Source organism: Campylobacter sp. VBCF_06 NA8 (assembly GCF_027737825.1).
Classification (GTDB): Bacteria; Campylobacterota; Campylobacteria; order Campylobacterales; family Campylobacteraceae; genus Campylobacter_B.
On sequence record NZ_JAOVUB010000001.1, the window covers coordinates 377,498 to 398,951 of the forward strand.

The 21,454-nt window shown below is 40.5% G+C and carries 21 protein-coding genes and 1 tRNA gene; 10 read left to right on the top strand and 12 right to left on the bottom strand.

Annotation, left to right across the window (positions count from 1 at the left end; all coding sequences use genetic code 11):
* Positions 1 to 21 precede the first annotated feature (21 nt).
* Positions 22 to 849: a transporter substrate-binding domain-containing protein gene (locus OFO10_RS02135; protein WP_270865901.1), complete on the top strand. Its 828-nt coding sequence runs from the start codon at positions 22 to 24 to the stop codon at positions 847 to 849.
* Between the two features lie 80 nt (positions 850 to 929).
* On the opposite strand, the gene yedE is transcribed toward OFO10_RS02135, so the two are convergent.
* Together yedE and OFO10_RS02145 are read right to left on the bottom strand one after the other, a co-directional pair.
* Positions 930 to 1,991, bottom strand: a complete 1,062-nt coding sequence (gene yedE / locus OFO10_RS02140; RefSeq protein ID WP_270865902.1) for a YedE family putative selenium transporter — start codon at positions 1,989 to 1,991, stop codon at positions 930 to 932.
* A gap of 142 nt (positions 1,992 to 2,133) precedes the next feature.
* On the bottom strand, positions 2,134 to 2,526 hold the full coding sequence (locus OFO10_RS02145; protein WP_270865903.1) for a helix-turn-helix domain-containing protein: 393 nt from the start codon (positions 2,524 to 2,526) through the stop codon (positions 2,134 to 2,136).
* A 142-nt stretch (positions 2,527 to 2,668) separates the two neighbouring features.
* Here OFO10_RS02145 and OFO10_RS02150 point away from each other — a divergent pair, with 142 nt between their 5' ends.
* The 4 genes from OFO10_RS02150 to OFO10_RS02165 are packed head-to-tail and all read left to right on the top strand — an operon-like array spanning position 2,669 to position 5,426.
* Positions 2,669 to 3,328, top strand: coding sequence for a hypothetical protein (locus OFO10_RS02150; protein ID WP_270865904.1), 660 nt, complete (start codon positions 2,669 to 2,671; stop codon positions 3,326 to 3,328).
* Positions 3,325 to 3,870, top strand: a complete 546-nt coding sequence (locus OFO10_RS02155) for a tetratricopeptide repeat protein (protein WP_270865905.1) — start codon at positions 3,325 to 3,327, stop codon at positions 3,868 to 3,870. Before OFO10_RS02150 ends, OFO10_RS02155 begins: the two co-directional genes overlap by 4 nt.
* A 10-nt stretch (positions 3,871 to 3,880) precedes the next feature.
* Complete coding sequence (locus tag OFO10_RS02160; protein ID WP_270865906.1) at positions 3,881 to 4,678, top strand: hypothetical protein; 798 nt, start codon at positions 3,881 to 3,883, stop codon at positions 4,676 to 4,678.
* Positions 4,679 to 4,691: 13 nt separating this feature from the next.
* A complete protein-coding gene (locus tag OFO10_RS02165; RefSeq protein WP_270865907.1) occupies positions 4,692 to 5,426 on the top strand; it encodes a hypothetical protein in 735 nt (244 codons plus the stop codon).
* A 121-nt stretch (positions 5,427 to 5,547) separates the two neighbouring features.
* Here OFO10_RS02165 and upp read toward each other — a convergent pair whose 3' ends face one another.
* From upp to OFO10_RS02210, 9 genes are all read right to left on the bottom strand, one after another.
* Positions 5,548 to 6,177: a uracil phosphoribosyltransferase gene (gene upp, locus OFO10_RS02170; protein WP_270865956.1), complete on the bottom strand. Its 630-nt coding sequence runs from the start codon at positions 6,175 to 6,177 to the stop codon at positions 5,548 to 5,550.
* A gap of 76 nt (positions 6,178 to 6,253) precedes the next feature.
* Positions 6,254 to 6,345 (bottom strand) — tRNA-Ser (locus OFO10_RS02175).
* Positions 6,346 to 6,966: 621 nt separating this feature from the next.
* A complete protein-coding gene (gene larA, locus OFO10_RS02180; protein ID WP_270865908.1) occupies positions 6,967 to 8,223 on the bottom strand; it encodes a nickel-dependent lactate racemase in 1,257 nt (418 codons plus the stop codon).
* A gap of 94 nt (positions 8,224 to 8,317) precedes the next feature.
* Positions 8,318 to 9,571 carry a ComEC/Rec2 family competence protein gene (locus OFO10_RS02185; RefSeq protein WP_270865909.1) on the bottom strand — a complete coding sequence of 418 codons (1,254 nt, stop codon included), beginning with the start codon at positions 9,569 to 9,571 and terminating at the stop codon, positions 8,318 to 8,320.
* Positions 9,572 to 9,612: 41 nt separating this feature from the next.
* Positions 9,613 to 11,043 carry a type I glutamate--ammonia ligase gene (gene glnA, locus OFO10_RS02190; protein ID WP_270865910.1) on the bottom strand — a complete coding sequence of 477 codons (1,431 nt, stop codon included), beginning with the start codon at positions 11,041 to 11,043 and terminating at the stop codon, positions 9,613 to 9,615.
* A gap of 222 nt (positions 11,044 to 11,265) precedes the next feature.
* On the bottom strand, positions 11,266 to 11,883 hold the full coding sequence (locus OFO10_RS02195; protein WP_270865911.1) for a hypothetical protein: 618 nt from the start codon (positions 11,881 to 11,883) through the stop codon (positions 11,266 to 11,268).
* 278 nt (positions 11,884 to 12,161) lie between these two features.
* Positions 12,162 to 12,683 carry a hypothetical protein gene (locus OFO10_RS02200; protein ID WP_270865912.1) on the bottom strand — a complete coding sequence of 174 codons (522 nt, stop codon included), beginning with the start codon at positions 12,681 to 12,683 and terminating at the stop codon, positions 12,162 to 12,164.
* 100 nt (positions 12,684 to 12,783) lie between these two features.
* Positions 12,784 to 14,142 carry a hypothetical protein gene (locus OFO10_RS02205; protein ID WP_270865913.1) on the bottom strand — a complete coding sequence of 453 codons (1,359 nt, stop codon included), beginning with the start codon at positions 14,140 to 14,142 and terminating at the stop codon, positions 12,784 to 12,786.
* On the bottom strand, positions 14,114 to 14,773 hold the full coding sequence (locus tag OFO10_RS02210) for a response regulator transcription factor (protein ID WP_270865572.1): 660 nt from the start codon (positions 14,771 to 14,773) through the stop codon (positions 14,114 to 14,116). The genes OFO10_RS02205 and OFO10_RS02210 overlap by 29 nt, the downstream gene beginning before the upstream one ends.
* A 154-nt stretch (positions 14,774 to 14,927) precedes the next feature.
* Here OFO10_RS02210 and OFO10_RS02215 point away from each other — a divergent pair, with 154 nt between their 5' ends.
* Positions 14,928 to 15,368 (top strand): Dps family protein, encoded by a 441-nt coding sequence (locus OFO10_RS02215; protein ID WP_270858336.1) that lies wholly within the window; start codon positions 14,928 to 14,930, stop codon positions 15,366 to 15,368.
* Positions 15,369 to 15,534: 166 nt separating this feature from the next.
* Here OFO10_RS02215 and OFO10_RS02220 read toward each other — a convergent pair whose 3' ends face one another.
* A complete protein-coding gene (locus OFO10_RS02220; protein WP_270865914.1) occupies positions 15,535 to 15,891 on the bottom strand; it encodes a histidine triad nucleotide-binding protein in 357 nt (118 codons plus the stop codon).
* Between the two features lie 132 nt (positions 15,892 to 16,023).
* Between OFO10_RS02220 and pheS the strand changes: the two genes are divergently transcribed.
* Genes pheS through OFO10_RS02240 form a run of 4 tightly spaced genes read left to right on the top strand, consistent with a single transcriptional unit; the run spans position 16,024 to position 21,443 of the window.
* Positions 16,024 to 17,019 (top strand): phenylalanine--tRNA ligase subunit alpha, encoded by a 996-nt coding sequence (pheS, locus tag OFO10_RS02225; RefSeq protein ID WP_270865571.1) that lies wholly within the window; start codon positions 16,024 to 16,026, stop codon positions 17,017 to 17,019.
* On the top strand, positions 17,016 to 19,346 hold the full coding sequence (gene pheT / locus OFO10_RS02230) for a phenylalanine--tRNA ligase subunit beta (protein WP_270865915.1): 2,331 nt from the start codon (positions 17,016 to 17,018) through the stop codon (positions 19,344 to 19,346). Before pheS ends, pheT begins: the two co-directional genes overlap by 4 nt.
* Positions 19,343 to 20,620, top strand: coding sequence for a 3-phosphoshikimate 1-carboxyvinyltransferase (gene aroA, locus OFO10_RS02235; protein ID WP_270865916.1), 1,278 nt, complete (start codon positions 19,343 to 19,345; stop codon positions 20,618 to 20,620). The genes pheT and aroA overlap by 4 nt, the downstream gene beginning before the upstream one ends.
* Complete coding sequence (locus OFO10_RS02240; RefSeq protein ID WP_270865917.1) at positions 20,610 to 21,443, top strand: 4-hydroxy-3-methylbut-2-enyl diphosphate reductase; 834 nt, start codon at positions 20,610 to 20,612, stop codon at positions 21,441 to 21,443. The genes aroA and OFO10_RS02240 overlap by 11 nt, the downstream gene beginning before the upstream one ends.
* Positions 21,444 to 21,454: the final 11 nt, after the last annotated feature.

The window sequence follows — 21,454 nt, forward strand, 5'->3', positions numbered from 1 at the left end:
GTATTTTTAAAAGGGGAAATCATGAAAAAACTTCTTTGTTCATTGGCTGGTGTGGCTTGCCTAGGTATGGGCGTAGCCAACGCAAACACGCTAGATCAAATCAAATCTAGCAAGGTTTTAAGAATCGGCGTGAGCGAGCACATGGCACCATTTAGCGTGTTGCAAAGTGATGGCTCATTTGTGGGCTTTGAGATTGACTTCGCAAAAGAGATTGCAAAGGCTATTTTAGGTGATGAGGGCAGGATAGAGTTCGTAGGCGTGCCTCAAAAAGAGCGCTTAGACTATGTCAAAGACAACAAAGTCGATTTGCTAATCGCAGCATATACTAGAAACGAAAAACGCGCCCAAGTGGCTGATTTTTCGGTGCCGTATTTTTCTATCAATCTCTCGACCGTTTCAAAAAGATCGGCCGGTATCAAATCAATCGAGGATTTAGAGGGCAAAAGAGTAGCCGTCATCGGCGAGAGCAACTCTGATGTCTGGGTGCGCAAAAACCCTAATATCACCCCAGTGCCATGCCAAAACAACAAAGACTGCTACGAAAAGGTAAATCGTGGCGAGGCTGACGCGTATATGCACAATATCGTCTCAGTCGCCTCTGTGCCAGTGCTAGATCTAAATTTCGAAGTATCAATCCCAAAAATCGGCGAGACATTTTTCGACTGCGTCGTCACCCAAAAGGGCAACAAAGATATGCTACAATTGGTTGATCAAAAGATTTTCGAGCTCTCACAAGCAGGGTATTTCGATAAAAAATACGATGAGACTATCGGGCCATTTTATAACGGAAATGTCCCTAAACACTACTTTTTGTTAGACGATTTATACAACCAATTTTTAACTATGTAATCACCGCGAAATTCGCATTGATTAAAATTTTAACTTCTTAAAAATTTGGCGCGAGTGTTAGGTCGCGCCAAATTTCAAATTTAGGCTTTTTGCCTACTAAAAATCCCAAAATACGCACAAAACGCAAAGCCAAGTGCCACCGCATACGGCGCGAATTCGCTAATCCCCTTAGCCGAGCTAGCTAGCGAGAAATTATGCGCGATAGCCCCGCCACACGCCATGCCAGCGACGAAAATCGCAGAGTTTAGGTTTCCGCTTCCAGCCTGGACTAGGTGTTTGCCAGGACAGCCTTCGCACAGCGAAAAACACAGCCCCGCCAAAGCCATGCCAGCGAAATTCCAGATAAATTCGTTATGCGCGATTGGTTGAGCTTCGAAGCCGAATTTATACTGCCCAAACGCCAAATTTGCGATAGAGGCACTCGCGATCACCGCCACTATGCCCCAAAACATAGAAAAATCGCCGTTAAAAGTGCGTGAAAGTGCGCCAACGGAGCAAAATTTGCTTCTTTGCATAGCCGCGCCGATGATAACGGCTACGATTAGGGAGATAAAAATCGGCGCATGTTGTGAGCCAGGACCAGAAGTCGAGCTAAAAATCGCGCCGTTTTCGCCAAATTTCACACCGCTAATGAGTGCTAGCAAAAGCAAAATTCCGATGATAAGTGGCATTGCGCCAAGCGGTTTTGAAAGCTCGTTTTCGCGCTCCGTCTCGTATCCGCTAGCCTTAAAAAACCTGCCACAAGCCACCCCGGCAAATAGCCCTACCACGCCAGCGATTGCGCTCATATCGCCACCACCTAGGCGCAAAAACGCTCTCCACGGACAGCCCAAAAACACCAAGCAGCCAATCATCGCAAAAATCCCTAAGATAAATCTCGTAAATGGCGATGAGGCCGAGAGTGTGCGATACTCGCCGCTAATTAGCGAGGCGATAAAACCGCCGATGATAAGGCCGATGATTTCTGGGCGTATGTATTGCACCACGGCCGCTCTGTGAAAGCCGAGCGCACCAGCTGTATCGCGCAAGAAACATGCGGCGCAAACGCCCATATTCGCGGGGTTGCCATAATGCACGAGCACGGCTCCGCCAAGGCCTAGAAGGGCACCTGAAATGATAAAAAGTATGGTTGATTTTGGCATTAAATTGCCTTTTGGATAAGTTAAGCAGACCTGCTTTTTTCGGGGCGAATTGTAGCGAAATTTGATTAGAGTTGATTGAAAAAATTTGATTAGTTTGGGATGGAAATTTGGTTTTAAATTTACGGGTTTTGCGGGTTTTGAGTTATTGCATTAAATTTTGGGTTTGGGCTTTGCTTTCACGCAAAAGTAGCTTTATGTGTTTTAGCAAAATCGGTGAAGCATAAGGCAGAAGCTCGCTAAATTCGGGGTCGAGCGTGGCGTAGGTTTTGGCTAAATGGTTGTAAAATCTTGCCCTGTCGTTTTCGTTGCAGATGAAAAGCTCCTGTTCGAAAATGCCCAGCGCCTGAGCGATAAATGGGATTAGCTCGACTTTTAGCTCACGATTGCCGTTGAGGTAATTATAAAGCGTGGGTTCGCTAGGGATTTCGCCTGTGGAGTTGAGATGCGGTTCGAGCGATAAAATCCGCCTGACAAGCTCTTTTTTGCTGATATTTTTTTCTTTTGCGATTTCGGCGATTTTTTCGTAAATTTCCATTTTCGTCCTAAATATTCAAAATGAATAACTTCTTTGAATTTTAAATATTTTTTTATTCGTATTGAATATTTATAGACTTCAAATTGAATAAATTTAGGGAAAATTGGGTAGAATATCTCAAAATTTAAAAAAAGAGAAAAAATTGAAAGAAAATGGATTTTTAATTTTAACTATAATCTTTGTTTTAGTAGCCATTATTATTATAATCTATACAAATGGAAATATATTTGGTTTATTAGGAAGCTTACCGAGTGTTATAATTGGCTTGATTTCATTTATAGAAATGAAAAACAAAAATAACGATGAGAAATTTAGAAATTTAGTAAATGACATAAAATTTGCCATTAAAAATTTTAAAGAAAATAATCAATGGCTAGTAGAGAAAAGTGGCGATAACTGGATTTGTAAGCCAAAATTTAAGGATATTTCAGATTTAATTTTTAAAGCTTTAAAAATGCTAGACAAAAAAGAACAAACTAGCGAATTTAAAAATATTTTAAAATCATCGCTTGATAATGTCGTGCTAAATTTGCTAATTTTGGATTTAAAAGATAGAGAAAATTCGGAATTTATTAAATTACTTGAAAAATATCAAATTTTATATGGCGTTGAAAATCCATACAATACTTTATACGCCGATAAAATGAACCAAAACAACAGCACAGGCGTTATGAAATTTATAATAGAGTGTAAAAAATATATCGATGATTGTATTGTCGCATTTAACAAAAAATACCCACAGCTTTTTGGCTTAGAATTTGAAAGAATTGCAAAAAGCTATGGGATAAAGAATAGATTATGAAAAAAATTGCTTTTTTAATTTTAATTTACAATGCCTTATTTGGCAACGATTTAGAAATAGCACAACAAATGTGTCGGCGTGGTGATTGTTCTGTGTTAGGATATATATATCAAGAGCAAGGCGATTTTTTAAAAGCAAACCAATACTTCGAAATGGCTTGCAAGGCAAATATTGGCAATGGATGCGGGAATCTTGGTGTGCAATATGAATATGGATTTGGGATTAGACAGAATATTAGTCTAGCAGTTAAATTTTATGATAAAGCTTGTAATTTAGATTCAAAGCAATGTGGATATCTTGGAAATATGTATCTATTAGGCAAGGGTGTCAGGCAAGATTTTTGTAGAGCAAATTCGCTAAATTTAAAGGCATGTAATGCTAGAAATGCTTTTGCATGTTGGCAATTTGGAACTAGCATAATAGAAAGGCGTTGCCAAAATTATAATATATATCAAGCAAAGGAATATTTTGGCAAGGCATGTGATTTGGGCTTTCAAAAAGGCTGTGATGATTATAGATATTTAAACACAATTGGATATTAAGGAAAAAATAATGCCAAAATATTCGAAATTTAGGGGATTAGAGTATATCAAAGGCTACGATAGTAATTCTTTTTGGGAGCAAAAACTAAATAGTCGTTTTAAGGAAATTTTAGAAAAATCAGCTCTTTATGCTTCAAATTTTGCACAGATGAACGATATTGACGAATTTAGATATGCATTTTTTCACGATTGCAATATAAGTGCTGATCAAAAAATGAAAATTTTTGAGCAAATTCAAATGATGCGCTGTATAAAAGACAAATTTTATTTAACTTCGTTTTCAAGATATTGTAAATACGAGAAAGATTATTTAATGTGGGCAAACTATGCCAATGGCTCTCTTGGCGCAAGGATAGATTTCACAATCTCAAATGAAAACAGGGGATTGGTTGTGCCTGTTCAGTATAGAGATTATTTCCCTGCAATCGATATAAAAAATATACAAATCAAAGATTTAAAAGAAGTTATGAGCACAAAAAATATTTGCTGGGGATATGAGAGAGAGCATAGAGCAATTTTTAATAATAAAAGTTTTGAAGAGCTTAACAAAGAAGAAAAGCATTATTTTCCTATACAAATAGAAAGTATAACCTTAGGTAGGGGAATTTGCCAAGAAAATTTAATTTACGATGAATTAGATGAAACAAATATCAGCTTTGACAGACACGCTATAAAAGTAGCTAAATTTATATATGAAGTTTTAAAAAACACTCAAAAATACTCATCTAAAACGCCTAAAATTTATGCCTTTAAAACCAAATATTCCCCAGAAGCAGTAGAAATAACGCAAGAAGAATTGGAAGGGTAATAAAGGACTAAAAATGAAAAAATTTATATTCGCTATTTTATTTACAAATTTATTTTTTGGCTTTGCTTTCGGGCGAGATACTTGCGATGAGCAGTATATGAGAGAGTGGATTGACAGGCTAGATAGCATAAATTTAAACGCAAGGACAAGAGATTTTTGGTTTAGCAAAAGCGAGTGTCAAAATAACACAATGATATTAAATGGTCATATAAATACAAACCAAATTCCATCACAAAGAGAAAAAGATGAATTTGACAGATACGCGAAAAATAGTATATGCTCTAATTATGCCCTTGAAATGCTTGCTGACATAGGGCTTTATATCAAAAATAACACTTACAACAAAAATGGAAATTTAATTCACTCTATCACTATAAATCCAAAAGATTGCCCGAATTTTGCAAATTCTACAAACATTTGTGACAGAAAATATACTATAAACGAGGTAAATAAATTAAATGCTAGAATGCCTATGGTTTTAGATGAATACACTGCGATAACAAGGGCGTTTTGCGCTAGCAATACTTACATTTACAATGTTATGATTAATGTGAATTATCTAAGCAATAGCGAAATTTCAGCGCTAAAAAACGAATATCAGCAAATAATGCTAAATTCTTACTGCACTAATCCAAATGTGCGGTTATTGCGAAAAGTCGGCATGTCGGCAAAATATGATTATTACTTACAAAACGGCACATTTTTATTTAGCACACACGCAAGTCCGAGTAACTGCCTGAATTTTTAAATTTCGGCGCAGTATCGCAAACAACCCGCCAAATTTATGCAAATTTTAAAATTTTGGCGCGCCAGCACCAAACCAGCGCGCCATAAATCAAATTTAAGCGTCATAAAATGCCCAAATTCGCCTATTTCATCGTATTAAACACCCTATCGCCAGCGTCTCCTAGACCAGGGACGATGTAGCCGTTTTCGTTTAGCTTCTCGTCGATCGCGGCGGTATATACAGGCACATCTGGGTAGATTTCGCTGAATTTTTGTAAGCCCTCGGGTGCTGCGATGATAGAGATAAATTTGATCTTTTTCACGCCCTTTTCTTTGAGGAATTTCACCGCGTCAATCGCCGTGCCACCTGTGGCAAACATCGGATCTATGATGATTGCGGTGCGCTCTTTGTAGTCGGCCGGGAGTTTTGCGTAGAAAAACTCAGCCTGCAAACTCTCTTCATTTCGCTGAAAGCCCAAAAACCCTACGCTCGCATCTGGAATTAGCTTAAAGACAGCATCCAGCATACCAAGCGCAGCGCGCAAAATAGGGCAGATCATAATCTTTTCGTCTAATCTTTTTGCTGTCATTTTCGCCACAGGCGTCGTAATCGGCGCGTCTTTTAGGCGCAAATCGTTGCTTGCCTCAAAAAGCATTAGGTAGCTAATCTCGTCGATTAGCATTCTAAACTGAAACGGATCTGTCTTTTTGTCTCGCAGGATTGAGAGTTTGTGCTCGATTAGAGGGTGTGAGATTTGTTTGATATTTTTCATGATTTCACCTTTCATAAAATTTGCCTATTATACAGAAAATTGGTAATGAAAGGGTAGATCTTGGGATTTTGATTGGTGGCGGACAGGGAGGGATTCGAACCCTCGAGCCCCGGTTAGAAGCTGCACCCTTAGCAGGGGTGTGGTTTCGGCCAGCTCACCCACCTGTCCAAGTAATAAGAAATCGCATTATATCGAATAAAACTAATATAACGCTTAAAATTTCGCTAAATTTTGAAATTTTGGTTGTTTTGTGGCAGGGCTGGGGAATACTGCGCCGAGAATTCGGGCGTGTGTATAATGTGCTATTGAGCGTAAAATTTGTTTGATTTGTCATTGCGAGGAGCTGTTTTAACGAGGCGTTGCAATCTAGCACGGCGAAGCCGTAATGAAAAATAAAACCAGCTAAATTTTAAAAAGCGTTGCTTTTTAAAATTTAGCCACCTTGTAAAGCGTCGTCGGGGGTTGGGGGATTGTAAGGGGGAAGGGGCGCGACCTCGCAATTCAAGCCCCCTTCCCCCTTACGAGAAAAGCAAAATTTTGCTTAAAATTTTAAAAATCGTTCAATGCTAAATTTAGGTAGAATTTTGAATTTAAATTTCCCTGGATTGCTTCGCCGTGCAAGCACGGCTCGCAATGACACGGAAATCGCATTTTGGTAATTTTAACTCGTAGATTGCCACGACGGCGACAAGTCGCCTCGCAATGACAAATTTTGACAAATTTGATAAATTTTAGAGATTAAATTTTAAAAAAGCAAAAATCAGGGGGCGCGAAGCCCCCGAGTAGAAGTTATTTTTTTACGATTACGGAAATTCCGTTTGGAATCACAGTTAGGCTCTTTTTGCCTAGCGCATGCGCCATTTCTAGGGCTTCTTCAAGGCTAGTGGCATATTTCATTTTCATATCTTCGACCATGGTTTTAATCTCAGGGCGTGTTACCATGATGACTGTGTGTTTGATCAAAACGCGCGCGAGAATTTGGCTCTCCCATTGATCTGGGATTGTTTTTTCTTGCGGGGTTGCCATACATTGATCGTAAAAGGCTTGTGCGCTTTCGCAATCTTTCAGCGAGCGATAAAATCCCTCGCCACCGTGTCCGTCGGCGCAGTATGAGCACTCGATGATGACGCCACCAGGGTTGCAGGTAGCCTCAGCTGCGGTCATTGATTTGACACATTGGTATAAATTTTGATCAAGTGGTGCGCCGCCGTTTGATGTGATGACGATGTCTGCCATTTTTGGCTCGACTTTGGCGTAACTTAGCAAAAAGTCGCAACCCGCTCTGTGCGCTGTGACATAATTTCCCGCAAACGCTGCGACTGTTTTTTTATCTTCGTCGATTACGACATTTACGATGTAGGCGAGTTTGGCAAATTTCGCCGCTGCTAGCATATCTGTGTGTAATGGGTTGCCATCTAGCACGCCAGTGCGGGCAAATTCGCTATCTATGAATTTCGAGCAGTGATTTCCTAACACGGTTACTTTGTCGCAAACACCAGGCAAAACGCTCTTTCTGCCGCCGCTAAATCCAGCGAAAAAGTGCGGTTCGATGAAGCCCTCTGATACCAAAAGCTCGGTCTCTACGGCTACTTTGTCGATGACGAGGGGCGCACCCGATGGCAAAATGCCGATTTGTGTGTTTGAGTCTGGATCGAAGCAATCATGCACCACGATTTTTGAGCTTTCATAAATTTCATCGCCTAGTTTGGCGCGAAGCTCGGCCTCTGTGGTAGGGCGGTGAAATCCAGTGGAAACCAAAAGCGTGATTTCGATATCGGGATTTCCCTCTTTTAGCTCGGCAAACATATTTGGCAAAATATCCTTGCTTGGCACTGGGCGGGTGTGGTCTGAGATGATGATGACGCAGTTTTTCTTGCCTTTGGCAAGCTCGCACAATCGCGGGCTATCGATTGGGTTCGCCATAGCTTTTTTTACGATTTCTAGGCCGCTACCCTCGGCTTTAAGCTCGTCGATTTTAGAGCGCAAAACATTTGCGTCCCCCTCGTCAAAGTCGATAAAGGTATTGCCATAAGGAATCTTTAACATAATTTACCCCTTAAAATGAAATGAAAATTTAACTTTTTATTATACAGCGATGCGGTGTATATTTTGCTTAAATTTCAAAATAAATTTTTAAAATTTAAGTTATGAAAAATATCGGCAAAATTCCTAAAATAGGGCATATCAAGGCGCAGGTTTTAAAGCGGATAGCACTAAGAGCGCATAAATTTGCAAGCACAAAAAGTGGAAGTGGAATTTGCGCTTTAAAGCTTGGAAGCGTGAAATTTAAAAAACTAATCAAAGCCTCATCAAAAACCCCGCCCAATCCGCACAGGTGCAAAACCACGCTAAGAGGGTAAAAAATCACAAAAATATATCCGATGACAATCACGCTAAGTTGCTGAAATGAAGCCAGCGGAAAGAAAAAATACACCGCGATATTCATCGCAAACCAGACATAAAGATTAAAAAGCGCCAAATTTGCGAGAGTGCCAAATTTGCCCCAAAAATGGTTCGAATACAAAAAAATATAAAGCACGCCAAGGGAGGAAAAATAAAACCCCACGCTAAATGCAAGATGCGGAAAAACGGCTAGTAAAAGCGCAATGCTAAGGAAGAGATTGGCGAAATTTAAAAGCTCGAAATTGCGCCACAAAAGGAAAAATCCCACCACGCACATCGCCAGTGAGCGCAAAAAACTAGGCGTGAAATCCAGCACAAAAAGATAGCCAATCATCAGCAAAATCGCCGTGACGCTAAGGTCAAATTTGAGATTTCGCCACGGGAAAAATCGCCTTTGCAAAATGCGATAAATCGGCGCAAAGATTAGGAAAAACGACGAAAAAATAATGCCTAAATGAAATCCGCTAATCGAGACAATATGCGCGATCCCCCAGTGCGTGATGTTTTGGCGCAAATCATAAGGCATAGGCGTGGCGAAATACAGTGCGCTGTAAAGATCGGCTATGAGTTGATTTTCGTGCTGAGAACGAATAAAATTTATGGCTTTGGTTTTGGGCGAGTTTTCGTAAAATGGGGCTGAAATTTTAAAATTTGGCGCGTAAAATCTAGCCTTCACAAAATCCAAAAAACTCAAATTTTGCGTGATGATACCCACACTCACGCGCGCGAATCGTGGGAATTCGCGCCCGGTTTTGGTCGTGGTATAAATCGTAAAATTCCCTGATTTTAGTTTTAGCACGGTGTATGTGCGGCCTTTGGCGTTTGTTTTGTCGTAGGAATTTAGAATTTGGCTTTGTAAAAATATGCGAGAATTTGATTTAAATTCGCAAAATTCGTGGTATTTAAACGCCAAATTTAGCGCAAAAATCAAAATGATAAAAAGCGAAAATAGGCAAAATTCTTTTTTGTTATAAAAGAGTTTGAGTTTCAAAATTTTGAAATTTGGGCGAAATCACTTTCGCCCACGCGCCCTTAGCACGAAAAATTCATCTTAAACTCATACGGAGTAGGGCGTGCTTCGTATGGCCAAACTTGGGTTTTAAATTTCATGTGTTGATAGGCTTGGATAAAATCGTCGCTCATAATATCTTTGAGATACGCTCTATCGCGGATCAGCGCTTCTAGCGAGCCACGAAGCGTGTGCGGGAACTGCTCGATACCGCGCTCGCGAATCTCATCAAGGGTGAGTTTAAATAAATTTTCGTCCATTGGTCCTGCTGGTTCGATTTTGTTTTTCACGCCATCAAGTCCTGCCATAAGCATTGCAGCGAAGGCTAAATATGGATTTGAGGTGCTATCTGGGAAGCGAAATTCAGCCCGCACGCTCTTTTCGCCTGCACCATAAGGAATTCGCACAGAGGCTGAGCGGTTTTGGCTAGAATATGTTAAAATCGACGGAGCCTCAAAGCCCGGAATTAGGCGTTTGTAGCTGTTCGTGCTAGCGTTTGTAAAGGCTGCGACGCTTCTTGCGTGAGCTAACACGCCACCGATATACCATCTAGCGAAATCGCTTAAATTCGCGTAATTTCCCTCGCCGTAAAATAGGTTTTTGCCGTTTTTCCAGACTGATTGATGCACATGCATGCCATTTCCGTTGTCGCCATAAAGCGGTTTTGGCATGAAAGTCGCGGTTTTGCCATTTAGTTGGGCTACCATTTTGATGACATATTTGAGTTTTTGCACATTGTCAGCCATTTCGACTAGATTGCCAAATTTCACGCCGATTTCGTTTTGGCCTTGGGCTACTTCGTGGTGTCCTAGCATGACATCTAAGCCCACTTGCTCCAAAACCTGCATCATCTCAGCCCTTAAATCAGTGGCTGTATCGATTGGCTGAGTCATCAAATATCCGCCTTTTTTGCGTGGGCGGTGGCCGCTATTGTATCCTGATGAGAAGTTCGTATCGTCGTTCCACTCGCCCTCTTCGGTGTCTATCTCATACATAGCGCAGTTTGTGCTATCAACGATTTTGACATTATCGAAGATGAAAAATTCATTTTCAGCCCCGAAATACGCCTCATCGCCAAGCCCGCTATCTTTTAGGTATTTCATAGCCTTTTTGGCGATTGAGCGAGGGCATTTTTCGTAAAGTTCGCCCTTGTAAATATCGAAAATATCGCTAAAAACCACAGCCGTAGGGTCTGCGGTAAATGGATCTAAAAATGCAGTCTCCACATCTGGCATCATTAGCATATCGCTTCGATCGATTGGCTGCCAGCCGTCCATCGAGCTAGCGTCCATTGGGATACCGTTTTTGAACTGATCTGGTTCGACGATTTTGATATTGTAGCTGATAGAGTGCCAAAATCCCTTCATATCCGTAAAGCGGAAATCGACAAATTTAACTTCGTTTTCTTCGCAAAATTTGAAAAATTCATCGACATTATTCACAAATTTTCCCATTTCTTCTCCTTAAAAATTCTAAATTTTGTAATTCTACCCTTTTGTTACTTAAAATACGAAGCGAAATATTTTTTGCGAGGGCTAAATTTAAAATTTACGAAATTTTGGGTTTGCGTGAGTGAGATTAAATTTTGCGAAATTTTGCGCTTTTCGCGCGCTAAATTTAAAAAACCCCGCGAAAATTCGCAGGGTTAGGGGAGTATGAAATTATTTTAGGAAAGCTTATTTTTTATCTTTTTTAAGCTCTTTTTGCGCTTCTTTATTTTCCTTACGCTCTTTTAAATTTTTAGCCAAATTTGACTTTTGCTCTGCGTTTAGCACACCAAGCAAAGCCTCGATAACACCAGCCTCGGCGGTGATTTGCTCGGTAAATTTTTTGCTATTATTTTCGATAAATTTGGCTTTGTCAAAATTAGCGATATCTTCTAGCAAATTCTCGCGTGGCTCTGATTTTTTGGCGATTCGCGCTTCGTTTGCCTCAAACATTATTCTGCGCACCTTCGCCCATTGCTCATCGCTTAGATCAAGGCGTGGAAGCTCGCGCATAATCGCGCCTGTGTAGCGGTCATTGTGCCCCATTTTGTGGAATTTTTTCATACCTTGGCCAAATTTCGCTCCCTTTGCTTGGCAGTTTTTCATATCGCCAGCGCACGGCATTGCACCACCTTTGAAATCCTCGTGGAAACCGCCCTTAAATCCGCCCATTTTTGGCATTAAATTTGGAGCGCATTTATGCTGGGCGTTTGCGCATGGAAGCGGAGTTTGTCCGCCTTGCGGATCTTGTGCGAAAGCCCCAGTTGCCAAAACAGCGCACGCTAATGATAGAACTAACTTTTTCATTTTTTCTCCTTTACTTTAAAGTTGGCGTGATTATACGCGCGCAAACTAACCCCAAAACCCACGCGTTGCTAACCGAAGCTAACTTTGGCAGAAATTTACGATAAATTTGGAGTTTTGAAATACTGCGCCGATATGCTCGCTATTGTCATTGCGAGAAACGGCGCAAGCCGTTTCGTGGCAATCTACGAGCATAAAATTCCTTGCGCTAAATTTGCTGTCATTGCGAGCCGACACCTAACTACTAAAATTTTAAATTCGCAGTTTGCAATTCGTTTCCTTTATTTGATTTTAAAGTAAATTTCTTGTTTTTCATCATAAACAAATATTCTTGGCTTAATATCATTTGCCTCAAAATAATCAGGTATTTGAACGGATTTTGAAAGCATATCTTTGCTAACTTCCATATATGATATTTCTTCATCGTGATTTAAATGTTTTTGTTGCACTTCATAAGAATACATTGCAGGCATATTAGAAAACATTATATGAGCCCCTTTTTTAGTAATTAAACGATATTCATCATTGATTTTAATAACTTTTTGCAAATCCGAATATAATTTTTTGGTTTCATCATCAAATTTACAAGTAACATAAAAATATACAGAATCAAAATGCGAAAGCGTATAGCTAACATACTTTTTACAAGTTTTATAAAATTTATCTCTTTGTTTCTCTAAAATCTTATCATACTCCTTTGTTAGCTTTTCTATCTCATCATCGCTTTTATCTAGTGCTTTAAGTTTAGCGTTATAATGACTTTTTAGGTAATACAACTCATAATTTATCAAATCATCTTTCATCGCTTTTATAATGAAAGGTTCTCTAAAAAATAACAAAACTATCGGTAAAAAATATATCACCATCAATATAGCGATAAATTTAAAAAATTTTTTAACAAATTTACGCAAATTCTGTTTCACTTTTTATAAATTTTATAAAATTTACACCATTTTCGTGCGAATAGGCGATTTCGTAGCCGTTTAAAATCGCTGTTTTTTGTATGATAAATAGCCCAAATCCATACCCGCTCGAACTTTTATGGCGCACGCTTTTATCCAATTTCCAGTTTAGTTCCAGCTCGCCGTTCGCGCTAGAAATATCTTTGGCTAGGGGCTCGCCGCTGTTTTCGAAAACTATCGCGCCATGCGTGGCGTAAATTTTAATCTCGTGATTTGGCGAGTAATTCAGGGCGTTTTCGATTAAATTTTTCAGGCAAATCTCCCACAGCTCGGCGCTTCCATAAATTTTAAAATTGCGCTCTAAATCAATGCAAATTTTATCATTTTCGCGCAAATTTAGCTTTTCGCGTGTGCGCTCAAAAACCTCGCCAAAGCCCATTTGCTCGCACTCTACCGTCTCGGAGCTAACCAGACTTTCAAGAAGCCTGAAATTTTCTAACTGCTCATTTATCTGCGCAAAAAGCCTAGCCAAATTGCCCTGATTTTGCGGGCTGGGAGCGTTTTTTAGGTAAAATGCGCCCTTGGCAAGGGGAGTTTTCATCTCGTGCATGAATATTTTGTTAAACATTTCTCTGGTGCCAAGAAGCTGTTTTATGCGCAAAATCGCGCTATTATAGGCGTTTTGGATACGAGAAATTTCTTTATAATCGCTTTTGATTTCCAAAATTTTAAACTCGCCGTTTTTTAAATTTAGCAAATTTGAATAAAGCAAATTTAGTGGCGCCAAAGCCTTATTTAAAAAGAAAAAAAGTAGTGCCAAAATGCCTAGCAAAACGCAGAAAAAAATGTCAAAAACCGCGAAATCTCGGTCATTATCCAAGGCGCGCAAAACCATATAATTAATCGGCGTGTATATGAAAAACAGCTCCTCGCGCCCTGATTTTACGATCTGATAGCCGCTATTTTTATCGCCGAAACTCTCGATGATTTTGGCGTTTTTGGTGCCGAAATTTTCGGCTAAAACAAAGCCGTTTTGCGCCAAAATTTCATCGCTTGGCAAGCTAGCGTTTAAAAGCTCTTCTTGGAAACTTTGCAAATTTAGCCGTAAATTTAGGCGCAAAGTCTCTTTGTAGCGATAATCCTTCCAGCTATGCACGCCAAACCACAAAAAAACTACCCCCAAAAACGCTACCAAAAAAAGTATCAAAATGCGCCTGAAAATGGACTTTTGTGCGCTGTTTTGCAGACTAGGTTGCGCTGAATACTGCGCCGAAATTTTTGCACCCTTTTGCGTATCTGTCTGCGCCGAATTTTGCGCCAAATTTTGCTCGCTATTTGGCAAGGCGATACCCTCTGCCACGAAGCGAGATTATGTGATTTGCCTCGCTGTGAGGTTTGATTTTGGCTCGAATTTTGCTGATTATCATCTCCAAATTTTTCTCATTTGCCGATACAATCGAGGGCGAGGCGCGCAAAATTTGCTCCTTGCTCACAGCGGCTGGGAAGTTGCGAACTAGCTCGCCAAGCACTTCAAACTCAGCCAGCGTAAGCCCTAAATTTATGCCGTTAAATAGCACATCGCCTAGATTTTTATCCACGCTAAACGCTAAATTTTCGCTCTCTTCTTTAAAATCATTTGCCCTGCGCAAAAGCGAGATTATGCGCGCGTATAGCTCGTCTGGGTCGTATGGTTTGGGCAGGTAATCATCAGCCCCGATTTGCAGGGCGCTTACCTTATCGACGGTCGAGGCGCGCGCGCTCGAAACGATAACCGGGATTTTGCTTTTTTTGCGGATTTCTTTGCAAACTTCCAGTCCGTCCATGCCGGGAAGCCCCAGGTCCAATAAAACCAAATCAAACTGCGCCAAATCCGTGCTAATCGCCAAAAACGGATCCTCGCACGCCTCTACGCTAATGCCTCGCGAACCCAAAAATTCGGCTATCAATCCAGCAAACTCAGCGTCATCTTCGATCAAAAAAACTTTTACCATTTTCGCTCTTTAAATTTTGATATAAAGCCTTAATTATATGTAAATTTTGTAAATTTGAGAGTTCTAAATAATAAAATTTATTAATTAGATACTTTTTATTTAAATTTATCGTTTATAATACCGCCGAATTTAAATTAAGAAAGGAGACATGAAAATGTCAAAAGTAACAAAACAACTAAACCAAATCCAAGCAGATGCACACGCACTATTTGTCGCATTTCACGCATATCACTGGAATATCAAAGGCCTACAATTTGCGCCAATCCACTCTTACACAGAGGAAGCTTACGATGAGTTTGGCGTGCTTTTCGATGACGCAGCTGAAAGAGCATTGCAAATCGGTGGCAAACCAGTAATCAAAGCCGAAGAGCTAATCAAACTAGCCTCTGCTCCAATCGATCTAAAAGACGATTATAGCGCAGAAGAGGTGCTAAAAAATGTGAAAAAAGCCTATGAATATTTGCTAAAAGAGTTCAAAAAACTAGCCGAAATCGCAGATGAAGCAGGCGATATCGTAACATCAAATTTCGCACAAGACAAACTTGGCGGATACGAAAAACGCCTTTGGATGCTTGATGCAATGCTTGCAAAATAATCTTTGCAAACCTCAATAAAAGTCGCCAAATTCGGCGACTTTTTTAAATTTTACACTTTAAAATTCACTATTAAAAATTAACCAAAATTATCAAAAAGCAAAATTTAAAAAATTTAAAAAAAGCAGAAAAGTCGCCAAATTTGGCGACTTGTGAAATTTGTGAGTTTTAGAATTTATCGTGCGTATTCGCGCCGTTTGTGTTATCCCATGGAAGTTTCGTTCCACCAAGGATATGAAAGTGCAAGTGCATGACCTCTTGGCCGCTGTTTTCGCCGCAGTTGCACACTAGGCGATAACCTGTCTTATCTAGCCCCATTTTCACAGCGACTTCCTTGATAAAACTGCTAAGACCCACCATGACCTCTGGCGGGGTTACTTGGAAGTTTTCATAGCATTTTTTCGGAATTGCCAAAATGTGGATTGGTGCCCTTGGGCTAATGTCGTGAAATGCCAGAAAATCGTCGTTTTCTAGGACTTTGTTGCATGGAATTTCGCCTGAAACAATTCTTTCAAAAATATTCATAATAAATCCTTTTTGGGTTAAAAAATCAAGGCGAATTATAGCTAAAAATTTCAAATTTATGAATTTTTACCTTGTTTTTATCAATTTTTAACTACAATCGCAAAATTCATTTTTTTACAAAAAGGATAAATTTTGCAAGAAATCAAAGCCAAAATCGAAGCAGCCACTAGCTTAGATGAAATCGAAAAAATCCGCCTTGAATTATTTGGCAAAAAGGGCGTTATCACCGAGCTTTTCGCTCAGTTAAAGTCCGTCCCTGCCGAGCAAAAAAAGGAATTTGCAAAAGAGGCAAACCAAAAGCGAGATATTTTTTCCGAGCTAATTGGCGCGAAAAAATCAGCCTTGGAGGCAATCGCGCAAAAAGAGGCGATGAAAAAAGAGGCGATCGATGTTACGCTATTTAACGAAAATGTCGCTAGCGGGGCACTTCACCCTGTAATGGAGACTATGGATAAGATAATCGATTATTTTGTATCGCAAAATTTCAGCGTAGAATCTGGTCCGCTAATCGAAGATGATTTCCACAATTTCGAAGCGCTAAATTTACCGAAATACCACCCAGCACGCGATATGCAAGATACATTTTATCTAAATTCGGGCGAGCTTTTGCGCACACACACTAGCGGCGTGCAAATCCGCACAATGGAGAAATTCAAAACTCCGCCAGTGCGTATGATAGCCCCAGGTGCGGTATTTAGACGTGATATGGATTTGACACATACGCCGATGTTTCACCAAGTAGAGGGTTTAGTCGTCGAAAAGGGCGCAAATGTGAGCTTTGCAAATTTAAAATACATTTTAGAGGATTTTTTGCATTATATGTTTGGCGATGTCAAAGTGCGATTTCGCCCTAGCTTTTTCCCATTTACCGAGCCTAGCACAGAGGTTGATATTAGCTGTATTTTTTGTGGGGGATCGGGCTGTCGTGTGTGCAAACAAACTGGCTGGCTAGAAGTGCTAGGAAGTGGCGTGGTAGATCCAAATGTGTTTAAAGCGGTAAAATGGAGCGATGTGAGCGGATATGCCTTTGGGCTTGGGGTCGAGAGATTTGCTATGCTACTTCATAGGATTCCTGATTTGCGCTCACTTTTTGAAGGCGATATTAGATTATTGGAGCAATTTAAATGATAATAACGAAAAATTGGTTACAAGATTGGATTGATTTAAGCGAAGTCTCATCAGAAAATTTAGCCCTTACGCTAAATTCGATTGGTTTAGAAGTCGATGCGCACACTCGCATGAATATCCCAAATTTGGTCGTCGTGGGGCTAGTCAAAAGCAAAAGACGCCACGAAAATTCAGACCATTTAAATGTCTGTGAAGTCGATGTCGGCGAAAAAACGCTCCAAATCGTGTGCGGAGCCAAAAATGTCGATGCAGGGCAGTTCGTAGCAGTAGCACTCGTGGGAGCGAAGCTTCCTGGCGGATTGGAGATCAAACCAGCCAAACTTCGTGGCGAAGAGAGCTTTGGTATGATTTGCTCATCTACCGAGCTCGGGCTTCCTAAGACCTTTGACGGGATTATGATTTTAGACGAAAGTATCGGCGAGCTAATCCCTGGCAAGGCGTTAAATGAGTATGAAATTTTTAACGACGATATAATCGAGATCGAGCTAACCGCAAACAGGGGCGATTGCCTTAGTATTTTAGGTATCGCGCGAGATCTAAGTGCTGGGTTAAATTTAGCGTTGAAAGAAAAAGTCGAGTTCAAAGACCCTGAAAATGCCCCAGGAATCGGCAGAATTCTAAATGTCCATACAAACGCCGAAAGCAACGCGAGATTTTCGTTTCGCGCCTTTGAAGCAAAGAAAAATTTCGGTCTTTCTTTTAAACACATTTTGCGCCTTGCAAATGCCGATTTGCTAGGCTCTTGCGCTGTGCAAAACTACTTAGCCTATGTTACGCACGCGACGGGAGTTTTGCTAAGGGCGTATGATTTCGAAAAAATCGCTGGTGGGAGCGAAAAAATTTCACTTGATATTAAACAGCTACAAAACGGCGAATTTGGCGTGTATTGCGGTGAAAAACTGCTAAGTATCGCTGGAATTTGCCAAGATGAAAATTTCAAAGCCTGCGATAACACAAAAATCGCAATCATCGAGGCAAACTACACCAAACCCCTTGTCATCGCAAAAGCCATAAACGAAAACAAAAGCCTAAAAGGCGACGAGCAGGTTTATCGCTCATCTCGTGGTAGCGAGCCAAGCCTAGGCGTGGGCACAGATCTTTTATTTCGCATTTTGGGCGAAAATCCTTCGATTTTGCCGTATGCTGGCGCGCAGAGAATTTCGAGCGCGTATGAGCCTGTAACGATTAGATTTAGCGACAAAGAGATTAATAAAATGATTGGCGCAGATATTTCGCGCGATCAAATCGTAAAAATTCTAAAAAAACTAGGATTTGATATCAGCATAGAGGCTGATTTTATCAATGCCAAAGTTCCGCATTTTAGGCACGATGTGCTAAATGCACACGATATTTGCGAGGAAATCGTGCGAATCGTAGGCATTGATAATATCGCCTCAGCACCGATGAAATTCGAGGAAAAAACACGCATAAACGAAACTTATATAAATTTGCAAAATTCACGCAAAGTGCGCAAAAAAGCGGCTGCTTTGGGATTTTTCGAGTGTGTGCATTATGTCTTTGACGATAGCAAAATTTTAGCCTCTCTTGGATTTGCGCCGTGCAAAAAAGAGATTTTAAACCCGATCAATAGCGAGTTAGACGCGCTTCGCCCAACTCTAATAAATCATCTTTTGGCCTCTGCTGAGCGAAATTTGAAAAATTCGAAAAAAAGCGTCAAACTTTTCGAACTTGGCACGGTTTTTGACGCTGAGGGCGTGCAATCGCAAAAACTAGGATTTGTTGCAAGCGGACTAAAAAACGAAAGCTCTATCGCAAACGGCGCGAAACCTGCGGCTGTGGATTTTCTATACTTTGCGGGATTAATTCAAAGCGTGATTGGTAAATTTAGCGTGAAAATTTCAGAGCAAAAAATCGGCTTTTTAAGCGAATTTGAACAAGCCCTAATCGAGCAAAATGGTGAAATTGTGGGCTTTATAGGACGCGTAGATGGCGATGTGGAAAAAAGTCGCGATTTAGAAAAAACTTATTTATGCGAGATTGATTTTGAAAAGCTAAAATTTGAAAGAATCATGGCAAATGCTTATTCGAAATTCCCTAGTATTTCGCGCGATTTAAGCATTTTGGTGCCAAATGACCTTAGATTTGAAAAGATTAAAGAGGTTATAAGCTCCCTTAAAATCGACACTTTGAAGGAATTTTTGCCGACTGATTTATACAGAGACGAAAGCCTAAAAGATAGCGCGAGTTTGACAATTAAATTTAGTTTCCAAGACGATAATAAAACCCTAGAAGATGACGAAGTAGCGGGCTTTATGGATAAAATTTTACAAGCATTAAATCAAAATTTAGGATTAGAATTACGATGAGAATTTTCGCTCAAAAATCGCCATTAAATGCCGAAATTTCAAATATCGGCTCGGATAAATCGATCTCTCACAGAAGCGCAATTTTCGCGCTTTTATCGGATAGGACAAGCAAAATTTCAAATTTTTTGCTAGCCGAGGATACGCTAAATACGCTAAAAATCGTAGAGGCTCTGGGCGCAGAGGTGAAGCGAGTGGGTGCCGAAATCGAAATCACGCCAAAAGGCGCGATAAAAGAGCCAAATATGCCATTGGAGTGCGGGAACTCAGGCACTACGATTCGCCTTTTTATGGGGCTTTTAAGCTCGGTTAAGGGATTTTTCGTCCTAAGTGGCGATAAATACCTAAACGAGCGCCCAATGCGCAGAATAGGGGGTCCCCTAAGCAAAGTAGGGGCGAAAATTTATGGTCGTGATAATGCGAACAAAGCTCCGATTGCAATCGAGGGAAATAGGCTTGAATATTTCGAATTTGATAGCAAAATTTCATCTGCTCAGGTCAAAACCGCTATGATTTTAGCCGCTCTTAATAGCAATGGTTGCAAATTTAGCGAACCTGAGCTAAGCCGCGATCACAGCGAAAAAATGCTAAAAGCTATGGGAGCGGACATCAGCACAAACGGCCTTGAACTGCGTGTAGAGCCACTACGCGCGCCACTTAAACCGCTTGAAATTTTCGTGCCAAATGACCCAAGCTCGGCGTTTTATTACGCTGTGGCAGCCTCGATAATCCCGGGCTCGCATATCGTGCTAAAAAATATGCTTTTAAATAAAACTCGCATAGAAGCTTATGAAATTTTAAAGAAAATGGGCGCGAAAATCAGCTATAAAAAAACCGATGAAATTTACGAAGAAATCGGCGATATCGAAATTTCTTACGCCCCGCTTCACGCCGTAGATGTTAGCGAAAATATCCCGTGGATGATAGATGAAGCCCCAGCCCTAGCCGTGGCGTTTGCCTGCGCGCAGGGCAAAAGCACCCTAAAAAACGCAAAAGAACTTCGCGTCAAAGAGTGCGACCGCATAGCTGTCATGGTCGAGGGATTAAAGGCGTGTGGCGTGGCGGCTAGCGAGCTAGAAGATGGCTTTGAAATCATGGGCGGTGGAGAAATGAGCCCAGCAATCATCACGCCTCATGGCGATCACAGAATTGCGATGAGCTTCGCTATTTTGGGGCTTAAATGCGGTATGATGATAGAAGATGCCAAATGTATCGCGACATCTTTTCCAAATTTCAGCGAAATTTTAAAACAAATCGGAGCTAGCGTTGAGGATTGAAATGGCCAAAAGCTACGGCTTTTGCTTCGGGGTAAAAAGAGCGATTAAAATCGCAGAAAACGCAGGCGAAGCCTCGACTATTGGCGAATTAATTCATAACGCAGAAGAGATAAATAGATTAAGGCAAAATTTTGGCGTTAAAACCCTAAAAGATGCCAGCGAAGTAAGCGATGAAAAAAAGCTTATAATCCGCACTCATGGTATCCAAAAAGAGGATTTGACGCGCCTAAGAGAGCAAAATAAAGAGCTCATCGACGCGACCTGCCCCTTTGTGACCAAACCACAGCAAATCGTCGAAAAAATGAGCGATGAGGGGTATGATATCGTGATTTTTGGCGATAGCAACCACCCAGAGGTAAAAGGGGTGAAATCCTATGCTAAGGGCAGAGTTTTTGTGGTTTTAGAGCCAAGCGAATTGGACGAGATTAAGCTAAATTCAAAGGTTGCGGTAGTTTCGCAAACTACGAAAAAAATCGAAAATTTTGTCAAAATCGTGGATTATTTAATGCAAAAATCGCGCGAGGTGCGTATTTTTAACACAATTTGCAACGCAACGCTAGAAAACCAAGAAGCAGCCGCCGAGCTAGCCAAAAAAGCCGATATTATGATAATCGTGGGTGGCAAAAATTCATCAAATACAAAGCAGCTTTTTTTGATTTCGCAAAGCTTTTGCAAGGATAGTTATTTGATCGAAAACGAAGACGAAATCGAGCAAATTTGGTTTAAAAACAAAAATTTATGCGGGATTTCGGCTGGGGCTAGCACGCCTGATTGGATTATCAAAAAAGTCGTTGAAAAAATCGAAAAAATATCAAAATTTTAAAATTTCATCTC